The sequence below is a fragment of the Variovorax sp. GW821-FHT09D05 genome, assembly GCF_059416325.1.
In genome coordinates this window covers 456,193-470,960 of sequence record NZ_JBWKOZ010000003.1, presented here as the reverse complement: position 1 = coordinate 470,960, position 14,768 = coordinate 456,193, and the positions used below count along the sequence as shown (strand labels likewise).

Sequence of the window (14,768 nt, the reverse complement as noted above, 5' to 3'; positions counted from 1 at the left end):
GGCGCCCGGCTGTTGTTGTCCGCGTGTAGACAGCGCGGCATCGAACGAGTTCCGGGCGGTTGTTCATTGCCGCCCGGAATCGATGCACGAATCGACGTTGTGCCGTCAGCGCTTGGGCCGCAGCGACACGATCAGCGAGGGGAAGATGCGCCCGTCGGTGTCGCGCGGCAGCTTCTCGGTCTTGCGCAGGCCGCGTTCGGCGGCCTCGTCCCAGCCCTGCAGGCCGCTCGACTTGCTGAGCTTGACGCCGACGATGGTGCCGTCGGGCGCCAGGTTGACTTCGAATTCCGCGGCCGGGTTGCCGTTGACCATGTCGGCATCGGGGAAGGTGATGTTCGGGCGCACGGCCGCGGCGATGCGGCCGGCGTAGCCGCTCGAAGGGCCCGACGAACGCTGGGCTGTGCCCTTCGAATCGTCGGCACCGCTGGCACCCGCAAGACCCTGCATGCGCTTGAGCGCGGCGGCACGATCGGCGGCTGCCTGCTTCGCCGCAGCCTCGGCCTTCTTGGCTTCAGCCTGCTTGGCCTCGGCTTCCTGCTGCTTTTTCTGGTCGGCGAGCTTCTGCTGCTGCTCTTTCTTGCGCTGGGCCTCGTCTTCGGCGCGCTGCTTGGCTTCGAGCTCTTTCTTCTTCTGCTGCTGTTGCTGCTCGAGTTCGCGCTCTTTCTGTTCCTTCTGCTCCTTGAGCTTCTTCTCGCGCTCCAGGGCAATGTCGGGCGCCTTCGGCGCGGGTGCGGGCTCGGGCGCCTTCGCCACCGGTGGGGGCGGCGGTGCGGGTGCGGGCGGCGGCGGCGCGGGGGCAGGCGTGGGGGCTTGCGGTGCTTGAAGACGGGGTGCCGCCTGCTGCACCGTGGACGACCACAGCTCCGCGTCGACCGCGCCTTCGTCGGGGTCGCTGCGCCAGCGCACGCCCCAGGTCAGCGCGGCAATCAGCAACGCATGCGCAATGAGGGCCAGCACGACGGCACGCGGCGTGCCGCGCTGTGGCGGCGGCGCGAACTCGGGGCGATCCAGTGCGAGCGACATGCCTTATTTGCCGCCCGTGGTCGTGACCGACAGGCCCACGCGCTCGATGCCGCTGCGCTTGAGCTGGTTCATCGCCTTCACGACGGTTTCGTACTTCACCGACTTGTCGGCGCTGATGACCACCGGGCGCTGGTCGTCGCCGCCCTGGGCCTGCTTGGCCGCGGAGCCGATCTGGGTCATGGGGATCGAGGTGCCGCCCGAGCCGGTGGACGGGTCTTTCTTGATCTGCACTTCGTCTTCGCTCTTGATGACGATCTCGATGGGCTTGTCGGGCTGCTTGTTGGCGCGGTCGACCGAAGGCAGGTTGATCACGCTCGGCGTGATGAGCGGTGCCGTGACCATGAAGATGATCAGCAGCACCAGCATCACGTCGATGAACGGGACCATGTTGATCTCGTTGATCGTCCGGCGGCCGCGGCCCCGGGATGAAACGGCGGGCATGCGCTGCGCCTCCGTTCAGCGGTTGGCCGGAGCCACCGACGATGCGGCGCCGCCGGCCGTCGGATTGGCCGACAGGTTGCGCTGCAGGATGTTGGAGAACTCCTCGATGTAGGTTTCGAGGGCAATGGCGATCTTGTCGATCTCGCGGGCGAAGCGGTTGTAGCCGACAACGGCAGGAATGGCAGCGAACAGGCCGATGGCCGTGGCCACCAGCGCCTCGGCGATGCCGGGCGCCACAGTGGCCAGCGTCACCTGCGCCAGCGCAGCCAGGCCGGTGAAGGCGTGCATGATGCCCCAGACCGTGCCGAACAGGCCGACGTAAGGCGAGACCGAGCCCACGGTGGCCAGGAACGAGAGGTTCTGCTCGGCCGCGTCCAGCTCGCGCTGGAAGCTGGCGCGCATGGCGCGGCGGGCACCGTCGAGCAGCGTGGGAGCGTCGGTCACGTGACGTTCGCGCAGCTTTTGATACTCGCGCATGCCCGAAGCGAAGATGCGCTCCATGGGGCCGGCGAACTTGGCGTTCTGCGCGGCCGAGGCGAACAGTTCATTGAGGCTGGTGCCAGACCAGAACTCGCGTTCGAAGTCGTCGTTGAGGGCACGCATGCGCCGCAGCGCGAAGTACTTGCGGATGATCGCGGCCCAACTGGCGATCGAGACGATCACCAGCAGCAGCACGACCAGTTGAACCACGAAGCTCGCATGGAGCAGGAGATTGATGATGGAGAGGTCTTGGTTCATGGCTTGAAAGGTTGTGTCATGGAGCCGCTGTAGCGCTCGAGGGTTCCCGTCACTTGCTTCGGAATGCGTGCGGGACGCAATGTGGCGGCGTCCACCCAGCCGATGCGGATCGTGCCTTCGCACAGCAAGACGGGTGCCGAGGCCCCCGTTCGCTCTTGCTCTGTTTTTGATAGCACTCGCTGACCGATTATCAACGACGCAGTGCCCAATTGTTGAAGATCGGCTGTAACGAGCAGTTCGTCGTCCAGCCGCGAGGGCCGATGGTATTTGAGCTGCGTTTCGCTCACCACGAACTGGCCGCCCGTTTCCTCGCGCAGCTTGCGCTGTTCGACACCCAGGGAGCGCAGCCATTCGGTGCGACCGCGCTCCATGAACTTCAGGTAGTTGGCGTAGAACACGATGCCGCCGGCGTCGGTGTCTTCCCAGTAGACGCGGATCGGAAACGCGTAGCTCATTGCGCCTGGTTCTCTGCCATGGCCCGCAGGCGTTCGATGGATTCCTGCAGGTGCGCCATCGAACTGGCAGTGGAGAAGCGCACGAACTTGGCCGTCTCGGCTGTGCCGAAATCGCGACCGGGCGTGACGGCGACGTGGGCGCGCTTCATGGTCTCGAAGGCGAAGTCCCAGCTGCCCGAGATGCCGAGCTTTTCGGCGAAGCTCGTGCAGTCGGCCCAGGCGTAGAAGGCGCCGTCGGGCACCACGGGCACGTTCAGGCCCAACGCGTTGAGCTGCGGAATGAACCAGTCGCGGCGCGCCTTGAATTCGGCGCGGCGGCGTTCGTACTCGGCAATGCTCTCGTCCTCGAAGCAGGCGAGCGCCGCGTACTGCGACACCGTGCTCGCGCAGATGAAGAGGTTTTGCGCGAGGCGCTCGACCACCGGCACCAGCACTTCGGGCACCACCAGCCAGCCAAGGCGCCAGCCGGTCATGTTGAAGTACTTGCTAAAGCTGTTGATGCTGATGACGTTGTCGTCGATGGCCAGTGCCGTCTGTCCGAAGGCATCGTCGTACGAGAGGCCAAGGTAGATCTCGTCGATCAGCGTGATGCCGCCGCGCTGCGACACCACCTCGTGGATGCGGCGCAGTTCGTCGGGCGCGATCGAAGTGCCGGTCGGATTCGACGGCGAGGCGAGCAGCACGCCACGCGTCTTGTTGGTCCACGCGGCCTCGACCTTGGCCGCCGTGAGCTGGAAGCGCTCTTCGGCGGTGGTCGGCACCAGCACGGCCTTGCCGTCCGCCGCGCTCACGAAGTGGCGGTTGCACGGATAGCTCGGGTCGGGCATCAGGATCTCGTCGCCGGATTCGATCAGCGCGAGGCAGGCCAGCTGCAGGGCGGCCGAAGCTCCGGCAGTGACGACGATGCGGCGGGCCGGCACGTCGACGTTGAAGCGCTGGCGGTACCAGGCGCTGATGCGTTCGCGCAGGTGGTCGAGGCCGGTTGCCTGCGTGTACTGCGTGGCGCCGGCGCGCACGGCGCGGGCAGCGGCTTCCTGCACCAGAGGCGGAGCGGTGAAGTCGGGCTCGCCGATGTTCAGGAAGATCATCGGCCGGTCGGTGTGGGCGACCTGGCGCGCCAATGCACTGGCGGCCTTCGCCACTTCCATCACATAGAAGGGCTCGATGCGCTGCGCGCGCGTCGAAATCCTCATGCCTTTGCTTTCCCCGAAGCGCGGTCTGCTTCCACTTCAAGTGGACGCAACTGCGGCGCCAGTCCGTTGAGCACGGCGTTCACGTACTTGTGTCCGTCGGTGCCGCCGAATTCCTTGGCGAGTTCGATGCACTCGTTGAGCACCACGCGCCACGGCACGTCGGGGCAGTTCTGGAACTCGTACACGCCGATCCACATCACGGCGTGCTCGATGGGCGAAATCTCTTCGAACTTGCGGTCGAGCAGGGGGCGGATCAGTGCGTCGAGCTGCTCGGCGCCTTCGATCGAACCGTGCAGCAGCGCGTCGTAGTGCAGCGCATCGGCCTTGTGGAAGCCTGCGAGGTCGCGCGTGAAATGGTCGATGTCGGTCGGGTCGTTGCGGCCCACCAGGTGCTGGTAGAGCGCCTGCAGCGCGAACTCGCGCGCGCGGCTGCGGTTCGACTTGGCCGAAGCCTTGCGCGCGCCCGTGCTGGTGAGGCCGACGCGCGACTGGCGCGGCTTGGCGCCAGCGGGCTTGAGGGGCTTGGAGGTGTCTTCGGTCATGAAAGGGTGGCCAGCAGTTGCGCCATCTCGACCGCCACGCGGGCTGCATCGCGGCCCTTGTCGGTCTGGCGGGCGATGGCCTGCTCGAGGTTTTCGGTGGTGAGGATCGCGTTGGCGATGGGCAGGCGGTAGTCGAGCGCAATGCGGCTCACGCTCGCGCCCGATTCGTTGGCCACGAGTTCGAAGTGATAGGTTTCGCCGCGGATGATGCAGCCCAGCGCCACCAGCGCGTGGTAGCCGCCGCGTTCGGCGAGCGCCTGCAGCGCCACGGGCACTTCGAGCGCGCCGGGAACCTGCAGGTGATGGATGTCGCTGGCAGCCACGCCCAGCGCCTCGAGCTCCGAGAGGCAGGCCGAAGCCAGCGCATCGGTGATGTCGGCGTTGAAGCGCGCCTGCACGATGCCGATGCGCAGGCCTTTGCCGTTGAGCGTTGTCTGGCCCTTGTTTGAACCTTGCATGGTCGTTCAGTCTTTCGTGAGGTAGCCGGCGATTTCGAGCCCGTAGCCCGCCGCCATGCTTGGCATGCGACGCGGCGTGCCCAGCAGATTCATCTTGTGCACGCCGCATTCGCGCAGGATCTGCGCGCCGATGCCGTAGCTGCGCAGGTCCATGCGGCCGCGCTCGGGCGCTTGGGCGGGGCGCGCGGTGCCGTCGAACTGGGCGAGCAGCTCACCGGCGGTTTCGCCGCAGTTCAGCAGCACGGCCACGCCTTTGCCTTCGTTCGCGATGTGCGAAAGGCTTGCGTCGAGGCTCCACGAGTGCAGCGAGCGGTTGATTTCGAGCGCGTCGAGCACCGACAGCGGCTCGTGCACGCGCACCGACACCGTGTCTTCGGGGGCCCACTTGCCGCGTACCAGCGCAAGGTGCACGCCGTGGCTGGGCTTGTCGCGGAAAGCGTGGGCGGTGAAGGCGCCCCAGTTGGTTTGGATCTCGCGGCAGCCGACTTTTTCGACCAGCGACTCGACGCGGCTGCGGTGCTCGATGAGCGCGGCGATGGTGCCGATCTTGAGGCCGTGCTCGGCCGCGAAGATCTGCAGGTCGGGCAGGCGGGCCATGGTGCCGTCTTCGTTCATCACCTCGCAGATCACCGAGGCCGGCGAGCAGCCGGCCATGGCGGCGAGGTCGCAGCCGGCTTCGGTATGGCCGGCGCGCATCAGCACGCCGCCGTCCACCGCCTGCAGCGGGAAGATGTGGCCGGGCTGCACCAGGTCGGCAGCTACGGCGTTGGGTGCCACGGCGGCCTGCACGGTGCGGGCGCGGTCGGCGGCGGAGATGCCGGTGGTCACGCCTTCTGCCGCTTCGATGGAAACGGTGAACGCGGTCGAATGCTTGGCGCCGTTGCGCTGCACCATCGGCGGCAGCTGTAGCCGCTCGCACATCTCGCGCGAGAGCGTGAGGCAGATCAGGCCGCGGGCATGGCGCGCCATGAAGTTGATGGCCTCGGGCGTGATGTGGTCTGCCGCGACGACGATGTCGCCTTCGTTCTCTCGGTCTTCCTCGTCGACCAGGATCACCATGCGGCCGGCGGCAAGCTCGGCCACGATTTCCTCGACCGACGAGATCGGGGCTGGGGCGCGCGCGGCGCGGGGAGCGCCGATCGGCGTGACGGAGGCGTTCATTCGGCTGTGTCCTTGGAATACGTGGAAGAGGGGGGCACCAGCACGCCCGCCTGAAGCATGCGCTCCACGTAGCGCGCCACGGTATCGATTTCGAGGTTGACCTTCGAGCCGGCCTTCAGGCCGCCGAGGGAAGTGTTTTCGACGGTGTGCGGGATCAGGTTGATGCTGATCTCGGCGCCGCCTTCGATGTCGTTCACCTTGTTGACGGTGAGGCTCACGCCGTTGACGGTGATCGAGCCCTTGTAGGCGAGGAAGCGGGCCAGCGCGGGCGGTGCCACCACCCGCAGTTCCCAGCTTTCGCCGATGGGCTCGAAGAAGCTCACGGTGCCGATGCCGTCCACATGGCCCGACACGATGTGGCCGCCGAGACGGTCGCTGGCGCGCAGGGCCTTTTCGAGGTTGATGCGGCTGCCCTCGTCGGTCAGGCCCGCGGTCTTGTCGAGGGACTCGGCGGAAATGTCGATGGTGAACTGCTGTCGCTCGGGAGCGAGCGTGGTGACGGTCATGCAGGCGCCGTTGAGCGCGATGCTGTCGCCAAGGCCCACGTCATCGAGATACCCGTCGGGCACCGCAATGCTGAGTCTTTTGCCAAAGGAGGAGGAGGTGCCGAGGTCGTGGATGGCGGCGATGCGCCCCACGCCGGTGATGATTCCGGTGAACATCTCGGCATTTTCGCAGAGAACGAGAGGGGCTTCGGGCTAAACGTCAGAAGGTGTCCCTTCCGGCGACTCGGGCCACGATGCGCAGGTCGGGCCCGATCTGCTCGAAGCCGCGGAATTCGAGGGGAAGAGCGCCCGTCAATTCGGTCAATGCGCCGCCGACGTGGATGCCCGAGGCGATATCCAGCCCGTCGCCGATCAGCTTGGGTGCCAGGTAAATCAACAACTCGTCGACCAGCCCTTCGCGCAGCAGCGAGCCATTGAGCTTGTGCCCGGCCTCGACATGCAATTCGTTGACTTCGCGGCGGGCGAGATCCTTCAGCATCGCAGCGAGGTCGACCTTGCCCTGCGCATTCGGCAAGTAGGTGACGGTTGCACCGCGCGCCGCCAGTGCAGCCGCCTTCTGTTCGTCCTGCCTGGCGGCGTAGATCCAGACCGCGCGGCCGGGCACGAAGAGCTTTGCATCCGGGGGCGTCTGCAATTGGCTGTCGATCACCACGACGCGCGGCTGGCGCGTGGTCTGCACCAGCCGCACGTCGAGGCGCGGATCGTCTTCCAGCACCGTGCCCACGCCGGTCAGCACTGCGCTGGCGCGAGCCCGCCAGGCATGGCCGTCGGCGCGTGCCGGCTCGGAGGTGATCCACTGGCTCACGCCGTTGCGCAGGCCGGTCTTGCCGTCCAGCGAGGCCGCCGCCTTGAGTCGCACCCACGGCGTCTTGCGCACCATCCGGCTGAAGAAGCCGAGGTTGAGCTCCCGAGCCTCATCGGCTCCAGGTCCGACTTCGACCGCCACGCCCGCGGCACGCAGCCGCTCGAAGCCCTGGCCCGAAACCAGCGGGTTGGGATCGGCCATCGCCGCCACGACCCGGCCGATGCCGGCCGCGACCAGGGCATCGCAGCACGGGCCTGTACGGCCGTGATGCGAACAGGGCTCCAGCGTGACCCAGGCCGTCGCGCCGGCGACCGAATTGCCGCGCGCCGCCGCATCGCGCAGCGCCATCACCTCCGCATGCGGACCGCCGACCTGCTGGGTGTGGCCCCTGCCGATCACCGTGCCGTCGGGCGCCACCAGCACGCAGCCGACGCGGGGGTTCGGATCGGTTTCCGGGCCGGCCTGGCGCGCGAGATCCAGGGCCTGAATCATGAAGTTCGGATTTTCTTTTGTCATTCTTTTGTTAAATCAATTGCCTTGCAAATGTCAATTTTGAAATCCATTGAAAACAATTCGCCGCCAATCCATTTGTTTTGACCGTCTGTCGCGCAATTGACGTTATTGGCCGGCCAACGGGAAATCGGAAAAATAGAATTCGCACCCATCGAAATCAGGGAGGAGCGCCCGTCCGGCACACAGGTGCAAGGCGGCGGGCGGCACGACATGGACAACAACGGATTCTGCGCGTCCGAACGAGGCTTCACGCTCATCGAGATGATGGTCGTGATCGTACTGATGGCCGTGATGCTGGGATTGGCGCTGCCGAGTTTCAGCAGTCTCGTCGAACGGTATCGGGTCGAAGCCATGGCCAAGGCGCTGATGGCGAGCGTGAGCGATGCCCGCGCCGAGGCGGCTCGCCGAGGGGTGAAGGTGACCATGCAGCAGCGACCGGAGTGCCAGGGCCGGGATTGGAGCTGCGGCTGGGAGACGCTGGTCGGAAGCGGCGACGCCGTCCAAATCCTCAAGCGCCAGGATCCCGACGGCCGTGTCTCCATCGAGAAGAGTCCGGCTGGCACCATGTCGTTCGACCCCATGGGCCACTCGACCGGCGCGGGCCGTTTTCGCCTTCGTCCGGCCGACAGCGCCGATTCACCCAACATCGTTGCGGTATGCCTCGCGCTCGGCGGGCGCGTACGGCTGGGGAAGGGAGACGGCTCGTGCTGATGCAGCGTCTTTGCGTTCGCCGGCTGCATCGGGTGCAGTCGGGCTTCTCGATGATCGAAGCGCTGGTCGCGCTGCTCGTGCTCTCGCTGGGCCTGCTGGCGCTGGCCGGTTTCCAGGTTCGCGTGCTGGTCGACAGCGTCGGCGCAAGCAACCAGAACCTCGCGATGCAGCTGGCCGGCGACATGGCCGATCGCATCCGTGCCAATCCCGCAGCAGCGGCGGCGAAGCCCAGCCGGTACGTGTCAGACTGGTCGGCTGCAGCAGCCGACCGGCCCAGGCCTTCTTGCGAGGGGGCCAGGGCCGCCTGCAATGCCGCCGAACTTGCGGCGCACGATCTGTGGAGCTGGAAGCGTGCGATAGCTGCCGCCTTGCCCGGCGGGATGGCCGACGTGAAGGCCAGCGCGACGGCGGGCGGCATGCTGTTCATACACGTTGCCTGGGACGAGCCGGCGGTGATCGACCCGATCGCGCCCGACCCGAACTGGCAGTGCCCCACGGGAAAGGCCTGTCTCGAAGTCGCCGTCGCGGTGCCGCAGCCATGAAGCGCCGAACGCCATCCGGCTTCACGCTGGTCGAGTTCCTCGTCGCGCTGGTCGTCGGCATGCTGATCGTGCTGGCCGCGATCGCGGCCATGCTCGGCACGCGCAGCGCTGCCATGACCGGCGACGACGTCAACACGCTCAACCAGTCCTCGGCGCTGGCCTTCAGGATGCTGGGCCAGCAGATACGGCAGGCCGGCTACATCCCCATCGATCCCACCGAGCCGCTCTACTACTTCGACACCAGCGCCGACCGGGGCACCAACCTGAACGACGAGCGGGCTTTCTTCGCGATCAAGGGCGTGGAGTCTGCGGGAGGCTCCGCCAATGACAAGCTGAAGCTGGGCTATGCGCCGAACCCCGACTATTTCAAGGACTGCCTGGGTCAGGAGCCAGGGCGGTCTTCGGGCGGCGAATACGACAGGGCCGCCCCCGAAGCGCAGGGCAATGCGCGGCTCATCACAAGCGAGTTCTCCGTGTCGGACGGCGTGCTCAGGTGCCGGGGCAGCGGCAATACGACCCTGCAGCCGGTCATCGACGGTGTGGAGCGTTTCGACATCATGTATGGGGTCAGCGCCACATCCGGAAGCCGGCAGGTGGTGCGCTACGTGACGGCCGACGACGTCGATGAGGGCTTCCGCGACGTCCGCACGGTTCGCATCTGCATGCAACTCGCAGGCATCTCCAGGAGCAACCCTGCAGGCAGCCATGTCGACTGCGACGGGGTCTCGAAGACGAGCGGCGACGGCAAGCTGCGGCGCGTCTACACGGCAGTGTTCTCGCTGCGAAACGACCTGGGGGCGTTGTGAGCACGGCGAAGGCGACAGGTCCCGCCCGCAGGCTGGCCGGCGAACTGCCGGCACAGCATGGCTTCACGCTGTTCATCGTGATGATCATGCTGCTGCTTTCGGCCCTGCTGCTGATCGGCGGGGCGCGCACCGCGGTGCTTCTCGAGTCGATGGCGGGCAACCAGCGCGAATACCAGCGCGCCTTCGAGGCCGCCGAGGCAGCGCTGCTGGATGCGGAGCGCGACATCCGGCAGCTGGCCTTCGATTCCGCGAGCAAGACCTACGTGGCGTGTTCGGCACTTGCCGCGGCGCGCTGCCGCAAGGCGGAAGACGTCCGCGTCTTTCCCGACCGGGATACGGGCTGGGTCACCGCCTACATGAACGCCGGCGCTAACAGCTGCGAGCGGGGCATCTGCTATTTCTCCGAACCCGATTCGGTCGCCGCCGCCGCCGGCAGCGAGGCCTACCGCTTCTGGCGCGGCGATGCCTACAAGGCCGAGTACGCCAGGTACGGCGAGTTCACCGGAGCGCCCAGTGCCGGCAGTCCGGCGCTGCGCGGCGCCAGGTACTGGATCGAGGTGATCGATCGAAGGAACAGCAAATACCCGCTGTATCGCATCACGGCGACTGCCACGGGAGCGCGCAGCGGCACCGGCAAAGGGGATGCGACGAAGGTCGAGCTGCAGGTGTCCTTCGATCCGGACCCGGTCTCCGGGGTGAACTGAATATAGGGAGAGAAAGAGATGAGGATCAGGAAGCTGCCGGGACGCGCCGTCGTGTCCGGCCTGGTGCTGGCACAGACCGTCGTGCACGCCGCGCAGTATCCGCTGGCGCAGGTGCCGCGAAATGCCGCGGTCGCGGAGCCGGCGCCGAACGTGATCGTTTCCGTCGACAACTCCGGAAGCATGTACGGCAGCGGCATGGCTGCCCTGCAGGCTGCTCTCAGGGAGAACTTCTCCGAGGCCAACATTCCCGATCACCGCATCCGCCTCGCCTGGCAGGCGCTGAACGACGATCGCAGTGATCGCAACTGCGCTGCATTCAGAAGCGCCGCGCTTCCTTGCAGGATCGGCGGACGTGTCAACGCGAACCTGATGCGTTCGCTGGACCGGACGCACCGCGCCAATTTCATGGCCTGGGTCAATGCCGTTCAGGCGACGGGGGGCACGCCTCTTCACGAAATGATGACCCGTGCCGGCGAGTACATGCAGATCACCGGCCAGCACAGCCCCTTCTCGGATGATCCGGGTGTGGCCGGAGCCCCGCAGTCGGGCTGCCGCAGGTCGTTCCACATCTTCATGACAGATGGCGACTACTGGCCTCCCTCGGGGTTCGAGAGCTTCATGCCCATCGTCGCCAACGAAGACGGCACGCACCGCTGGCTCCCGGACGGCACCCTCTACGCGCCGTACGCACCCTATGCCGACAACTTCGGGAGGATGAAGCGTCCGACGCTCGCTGACTTGACCTTCGAGTACTGGGCCCGCGATCTGCAACCAGGCGTGCCGAACAACCTGAAGAAGATCATTGCCGAACCGGGCGATGTGACAGTGGGGCGTGCCAAGGTTCCCGAGTACTGGAATCCCAAGAATGATCCGGCCACCTGGCAGCACCTGACGACCTACTTCATTGGGTTCGGTGCTGCGGGTGACTGGTGGTCGCGACCGAAAATCTCGACGACTGCATTGCACCCCACCTACAGCGGAGACTATGCCGGCGTGGTCGACGGCTCGATCCAATGGCTGGATCCGTTCAGTGGCAATGCACGCATGGACCTCTGGCATGCCGCCCTGAACAGCCGTGGCACGTTCACGCCGGCTTCCAATGCCAAAGCCCTGAGCAGCGCCTTCAAATCCATCCTTGGACAGGTCCTGGTCAACACCGGCACCCCGCTGACCTCCATTTCCGCCAGCGCTTCCCGAGTCTCGACAGGCACCTCCGTCTATCAGGCCGGCTACGACACGGCCGACTGGTCCGGCAGGCTCGGCGCCACGAAGTTCGGCACCGACGGCAGGCTTGCTGCCAAAGCCGACTGGTCGGCGCGCGACCTGCTCGATACCCGCATGGCAAGCACTGGCGCACACGACCGGGACCGCGTTGTACTCAGCTTCTCCGGCACCACGGCTGCGTCGGCGGGCCGCGCAGCGACCACCGGCGCGGGCGTGCCGTTCAGGTGGGCCCACTTGGGCGACGCGCAGAGGGCCGCGCTCAAGGCCAGCACCGACACCGACGCCGAGAGCACCGCCCTCGGCCGGGCCGTGCTCGACTTCCTGCGCGGCGACCGCAGCAACGAGGGCGCCGGCCGCCAGTTCCGCAAGCGCGGCCATGTGCTCGGCGACATCGTGGGCTCCAGCGTCTGGTACGCGGGACAGCCGAAGAGCGGCTTCACCGGCGACGCCTATGCGGCGTTCGCGGCCATCCCCCGCGCGCCGATGGTCTATGTCGGCGCCAACGACGGCATGTTGCATGCTTTCAACGCGAGCACCGGCAAGGAGGCGTTCGCCTACGTGCCCGAAGGCCTCTACGGCACGGCGGCGGCGCCGAATCTCAAGCGGCTCAGCGAAGGCGGCTACACCCACCGGTACTACGTCGACGGCAGTGCCTTCGTCGCCGACATCTACATGGGGCCGACATCCTCGGCCAAGACGACCGACGAGCAGAAGGCGGCGAACTGGAAGTCTTTGCTCGTGGGCACGCTGGGCTCGGGTGGCAAAGGCTATTTCGTGCTCGACGCCACCAGGCCCGAGAGCGTCGACGAGGGCAAGGCCGCCAGCGTCGCGCTGATCGACACGACCGCGCTTGCGGACGACGACCTGGGCCATCAGTTCCAGCAGCCTGCGCTCGATTCCTTCTCGGGGCGGGCGCTGCAGGTCGCCCGGTTGAGCAACGACCGAAAGGCCCTGATCCTGGGCAACGGCTACAACAGCAAGAGCGAGAAGGCGGTGCTGTGGATCCAGTATCTCGATGGCGACAAGGCGGTGCTCAAGATTCCGGCGCCGGTCACGCAGGAGAAGGACACGGGCAACGGCCTGTCCGCACCACGTCCGGTGGACCTCAATGGCGACGGCAAGGTCGACCTTGTCTACGCCGGAGACCTGCTCGGCAATCTCTGGAAGTTCGACCTCGGCGGCACCGACAGCCGTCAGTGGAAAGCCACGATGGGGCCTCTCAGCTCGAATCGTCCGGCCGCAACCGGGGCCGCGACCCCGTCCGGCCTCGACAACAAGCCGCTGTTCGCGGCCGGCGCCAGCCAGCCGATCACGACGGCGCCGGTGGTTGTGGGGCATCCGCGCGGTGGCTACATGGTGGTGTTCGGCACCGGTCGGCTGTTCGCCTCCGGCGACGAGCGCTCGGCCGCCGACCAGTACCTGTACGGCATCTGGGACCCGGTCAACGGAAGCTCGAGCACCGCGACGAGGACCGACCTCGTGGCGCAGACCATCGGCGCCACACCGGTCGAGGAGGGCGATGCCGAGTTGCGCACCGTCTCCCACAACGCCGTGAGCTACACCGGCTCGGAGGCCAAGCGCGGCTGGCACCTGAAGCTGCCTGCGTCGGGAGAGCGTGTCGTCTATCCGGGTGATGTGCTGACCAGCGGCATCGGGCTGTTCTCGAGCACCATTCCCGGCTCAGGCAGCAATTCGGTCACCTGCACCGCCGGAACGGGCGACGACGGCTGGTCGCTGGTAATCGACTTCTTCAGCGGCTCGGCGCCCGAGGGCATTGCGTATTCCACTTCCGGCGCGGTGGGGGCCTATGTCGGCTTCCGGAATCGCTCCGGCAAGGACGACATGGTTCTTCAGCCGAAGAACAAGGAAAAGGGCAAGGACGTGATCTGCAATGCCGCCGGAGAGTGCAAGACGTTGACACGGCCCGACGTCGTGCGCCGCTTCGGCTGGCGCAGCCTGATGTCGACCGACTGAAGGGAGGAGAACCATGAAAAAGCAATCCAGGACACAGTCTGGTAGACGGGGCCGCTCGCGCGGCTTCACGCTGATCGAACTCATGATCGTGACGGCGGTGATCGGCATCCTCGCCGCCATCGCCTACCCGAGCTACACGCGCTACGTGCTGCGGGCCAAGCGGGCCGACGCGAAGCAGCAGTTGTTGCAGGCGGCGCAGTGGACCGAGCGCTACATGACCGCCAACGGACGCTATCCGCCGGCGACCGTCGCGCTGCCGGCCGGACTGGGGCAGTCGCCGTCGTCCGGCACGGCGAACTATTCCATCAGCTATGTCGCAAGAAACGAGACCAGCTACACCTTGCAAGCCGTTCCAGCGGGGGCTTCGCGCAATGACGAGTGCGGAGCCCTCACGGTCAACCAGCTGGGCGTCAAGCTGGCGGGCAGCAGCACCGACGCTTCGAGTGCGCTGGTGCAGCTTTGCTGGAACCGTTGAGGTGCCTGTGAGAGTACGTCGGTTGCCGACGCGGCTCAGATATCGCGCAGCAACTGCCTGAACTCGTCCACGTCCTCGAAGCTGCGGTACACCGAGGCAAAGCGCACGTAGGCGACCTTGTCGAGTTTCTTGAGTTCGCGCATCACGAGTTCGCCGACTTTCGTCGAGTCGATTTCGCGCAGGCCGCTGGCCAGCAGCTTCTGCTCGATGCGCAGCAGGGCGTTGTCGATCTGCTCGATGCTCACCGGGCGCTTGCGCAGCGCCAGCATCATGGAGGCGCGAACCTTGGTCGAGTCGAAGTCGGCGCGGCTGCCGTCCTTCTTCACGACGACGGGAAAATTGACGTCCGGCCGCTCGTAGGTGGTGAAGCGCTTGTCGCAAGCGCTGCACTGGCGGCGCCTGCGGACGAAGTCTGCGTCTTCGGAAACGCGGGTCTCGACGACCTGCGTTTCAAGATGACCGCAAAAAGGGCATTTCATGCGGTCAGGTCTTCTTGC

At 66.4% G+C, this 14,768-nt stretch carries 17 protein-coding genes; 6 read left to right on the top strand and 11 right to left on the bottom strand.

The window, feature by feature from the left end:
* Positions 1-105 precede the first annotated feature (105 nt).
* Genes tolA through ribD form a run of 10 tightly spaced genes read right to left on the bottom strand, consistent with a single transcriptional unit; the run spans position 106 to position 7,838 of the window.
* The gene (gene tolA / locus AC07O3_RS10170) at positions 106-1,023 is read right to left on the bottom strand and encodes a cell envelope integrity protein TolA (protein ID WP_495339214.1); all 918 of its coding nucleotides are present in this window, start codon (positions 1,021-1,023) and stop codon (positions 106-108) included.
* Positions 1,024-1,026: 3 nt separating this feature from the next.
* A complete protein-coding gene (locus tag AC07O3_RS10165; protein ID WP_093055930.1) occupies positions 1,027-1,464 on the bottom strand; it encodes an ExbD/TolR family protein in 438 nt (145 codons plus the stop codon).
* 15 nt (positions 1,465-1,479) lie between these two features.
* The gene (tolQ, locus tag AC07O3_RS10160) at positions 1,480-2,202 is read right to left on the bottom strand and encodes a protein TolQ (RefSeq protein ID WP_093055932.1); all 723 of its coding nucleotides are present in this window, start codon (positions 2,200-2,202) and stop codon (positions 1,480-1,482) included.
* Positions 2,199-2,657 carry a tol-pal system-associated acyl-CoA thioesterase gene (ybgC, locus tag AC07O3_RS10155; RefSeq protein ID WP_093055934.1) on the bottom strand — a complete coding sequence of 153 codons (459 nt, stop codon included), beginning with the start codon at positions 2,655-2,657 and terminating at the stop codon, positions 2,199-2,201. Before ybgC ends, tolQ begins: the two co-directional genes overlap by 4 nt.
* Positions 2,654-3,850: a pyridoxal phosphate-dependent aminotransferase gene (locus AC07O3_RS10150; RefSeq protein ID WP_426388955.1), complete on the bottom strand. Its 1,197-nt coding sequence runs from the start codon at positions 3,848-3,850 to the stop codon at positions 2,654-2,656. Before AC07O3_RS10150 ends, ybgC begins: the two co-directional genes overlap by 4 nt.
* Complete coding sequence (gene nusB, locus AC07O3_RS10145; RefSeq protein WP_007837974.1) at positions 3,847-4,392, bottom strand: transcription antitermination factor NusB; 546 nt, start codon at positions 4,390-4,392, stop codon at positions 3,847-3,849. The genes AC07O3_RS10150 and nusB overlap by 4 nt, the downstream gene beginning before the upstream one ends.
* The gene (gene ribH / locus AC07O3_RS10140) at positions 4,389-4,850 is read right to left on the bottom strand and encodes a 6,7-dimethyl-8-ribityllumazine synthase (RefSeq protein WP_307615650.1); all 462 of its coding nucleotides are present in this window, start codon (positions 4,848-4,850) and stop codon (positions 4,389-4,391) included. Before ribH ends, nusB begins: the two co-directional genes overlap by 4 nt.
* 6 nt (positions 4,851-4,856) lie before the next feature.
* Positions 4,857-6,011 (bottom strand): bifunctional 3,4-dihydroxy-2-butanone-4-phosphate synthase/GTP cyclohydrolase II, encoded by a 1,155-nt coding sequence (gene ribBA, locus AC07O3_RS10135; protein WP_093073649.1) that lies wholly within the window; start codon positions 6,009-6,011, stop codon positions 4,857-4,859.
* The gene (locus AC07O3_RS10130; protein WP_093073651.1) at positions 6,008-6,673 is read right to left on the bottom strand and encodes a riboflavin synthase; all 666 of its coding nucleotides are present in this window, start codon (positions 6,671-6,673) and stop codon (positions 6,008-6,010) included. The genes ribBA and AC07O3_RS10130 overlap by 4 nt, the downstream gene beginning before the upstream one ends.
* Before the next feature lie 43 nt (positions 6,674-6,716).
* On the bottom strand, positions 6,717-7,838 hold the full coding sequence (gene ribD / locus AC07O3_RS10125; RefSeq protein WP_495339213.1) for a bifunctional diaminohydroxyphosphoribosylaminopyrimidine deaminase/5-amino-6-(5-phosphoribosylamino)uracil reductase RibD: 1,122 nt from the start codon (positions 7,836-7,838) through the stop codon (positions 6,717-6,719).
* A gap of 207 nt (positions 7,839-8,045) precedes the next feature.
* Here ribD and AC07O3_RS10120 point away from each other — a divergent pair, with 207 nt between their 5' ends.
* From AC07O3_RS10120 to AC07O3_RS10095, 6 genes are read left to right on the top strand one after another with little or no spacing between them, the layout of a single operon-like run.
* Positions 8,046-8,546 carry a GspH/FimT family pseudopilin gene (locus AC07O3_RS10120; RefSeq protein ID WP_495339212.1) on the top strand — a complete coding sequence of 167 codons (501 nt, stop codon included), beginning with the start codon at positions 8,046-8,048 and terminating at the stop codon, positions 8,544-8,546.
* Positions 8,546-9,088, top strand: a complete 543-nt coding sequence (gene pilV / locus AC07O3_RS10115) for a type IV pilus modification protein PilV (protein ID WP_495339336.1) — start codon at positions 8,546-8,548, stop codon at positions 9,086-9,088. The genes AC07O3_RS10120 and pilV overlap by 1 nt, the downstream gene beginning before the upstream one ends.
* Entirely contained in the window at positions 9,085-9,894 is an 810-nt protein-coding gene (locus AC07O3_RS10110) for a PilW family protein (RefSeq protein ID WP_097199003.1), read from the top strand. Before pilV ends, AC07O3_RS10110 begins: the two co-directional genes overlap by 4 nt.
* Positions 9,891-10,598: a pilus assembly PilX family protein gene (locus AC07O3_RS10105; RefSeq protein ID WP_097199004.1), complete on the top strand. Its 708-nt coding sequence runs from the start codon at positions 9,891-9,893 to the stop codon at positions 10,596-10,598. The genes AC07O3_RS10110 and AC07O3_RS10105 overlap by 4 nt, the downstream gene beginning before the upstream one ends.
* A gap of 51 nt (positions 10,599-10,649) precedes the next feature.
* Positions 10,650-13,796 carry a pilus assembly protein gene (locus AC07O3_RS10100; protein WP_495339211.1) on the top strand — a complete coding sequence of 1,049 codons (3,147 nt, stop codon included), beginning with the start codon at positions 10,650-10,652 and terminating at the stop codon, positions 13,794-13,796.
* A gap of 13 nt (positions 13,797-13,809) precedes the next feature.
* Positions 13,810-14,271 (top strand): type IV pilin protein, encoded by a 462-nt coding sequence (locus AC07O3_RS10095; protein ID WP_495339210.1) that lies wholly within the window; start codon positions 13,810-13,812, stop codon positions 14,269-14,271.
* Between the two features lie 35 nt (positions 14,272-14,306).
* Here AC07O3_RS10095 and nrdR read toward each other — a convergent pair whose 3' ends face one another.
* Complete coding sequence (gene nrdR, locus AC07O3_RS10090) at positions 14,307-14,750, bottom strand: transcriptional regulator NrdR (protein WP_007836918.1); 444 nt, start codon at positions 14,748-14,750, stop codon at positions 14,307-14,309.
* Positions 14,751-14,768 lie beyond the last annotated feature (18 nt).

Coding starts and splice junctions, on each gene's coding strand:
- ybgC (WP_093055934.1), bottom strand. CDS start 2,657: ATGAGCTACGCGTTTCCGATCCGCGTCTACTGGGAAGACACCGACGCC.
- AC07O3_RS10110 (WP_097199003.1), top strand. CDS start 9,085: ATGAAGCGCCGAACGCCATCCGGCTTCACGCTGGTCGAGTTCCTCGTC.
- nrdR (WP_007836918.1), bottom strand. CDS start 14,750: ATGAAATGCCCTTTTTGCGGTCATCTTGAAACGCAGGTCGTCGAGACC.
- pilV (WP_495339336.1), top strand. CDS start 8,546: ATGCAGCGTCTTTGCGTTCGCCGGCTGCATCGGGTGCAGTCGGGCTTC.
- AC07O3_RS10120 (WP_495339212.1), top strand. CDS start 8,046: ATGGACAACAACGGATTCTGCGCGTCCGAACGAGGCTTCACGCTCATC.
- ribH (WP_307615650.1), bottom strand. CDS start 4,850: ATGCAAGGTTCAAACAAGGGCCAGACAACGCTCAACGGCAAAGGCCTG.
- tolA (WP_495339214.1), bottom strand. CDS start 1,023: ATGTCGCTCGCACTGGATCGCCCCGAGTTCGCGCCGCCGCCACAGCGC.
- tolQ (WP_093055932.1), bottom strand. CDS start 2,202: ATGAACCAAGACCTCTCCATCATCAATCTCCTGCTCCATGCGAGCTTC.
- AC07O3_RS10165 (WP_093055930.1), bottom strand. CDS start 1,464: ATGCCCGCCGTTTCATCCCGGGGCCGCGGCCGCCGGACGATCAACGAG.
- ribBA (WP_093073649.1), bottom strand. CDS start 6,011: ATGAACGCCTCCGTCACGCCGATCGGCGCTCCCCGCGCCGCGCGCGCC.
- AC07O3_RS10150 (WP_426388955.1), bottom strand. CDS start 3,850: ATGAGGATTTCGACGCGCGCGCAGCGCATCGAGCCCTTCTATGTGATG.
- AC07O3_RS10130 (WP_093073651.1), bottom strand. CDS start 6,673: ATGTTCACCGGAATCATCACCGGCGTGGGGCGCATCGCCGCCATCCAC.
- ribD (WP_495339213.1), bottom strand. CDS start 7,838: ATGACAAAAGAAAATCCGAACTTCATGATTCAGGCCCTGGATCTCGCG.
- nusB (WP_007837974.1), bottom strand. CDS start 4,392: ATGACCGAAGACACCTCCAAGCCCCTCAAGCCCGCTGGCGCCAAGCCG.
- AC07O3_RS10095 (WP_495339210.1), top strand. CDS start 13,810: ATGAAAAAGCAATCCAGGACACAGTCTGGTAGACGGGGCCGCTCGCGC.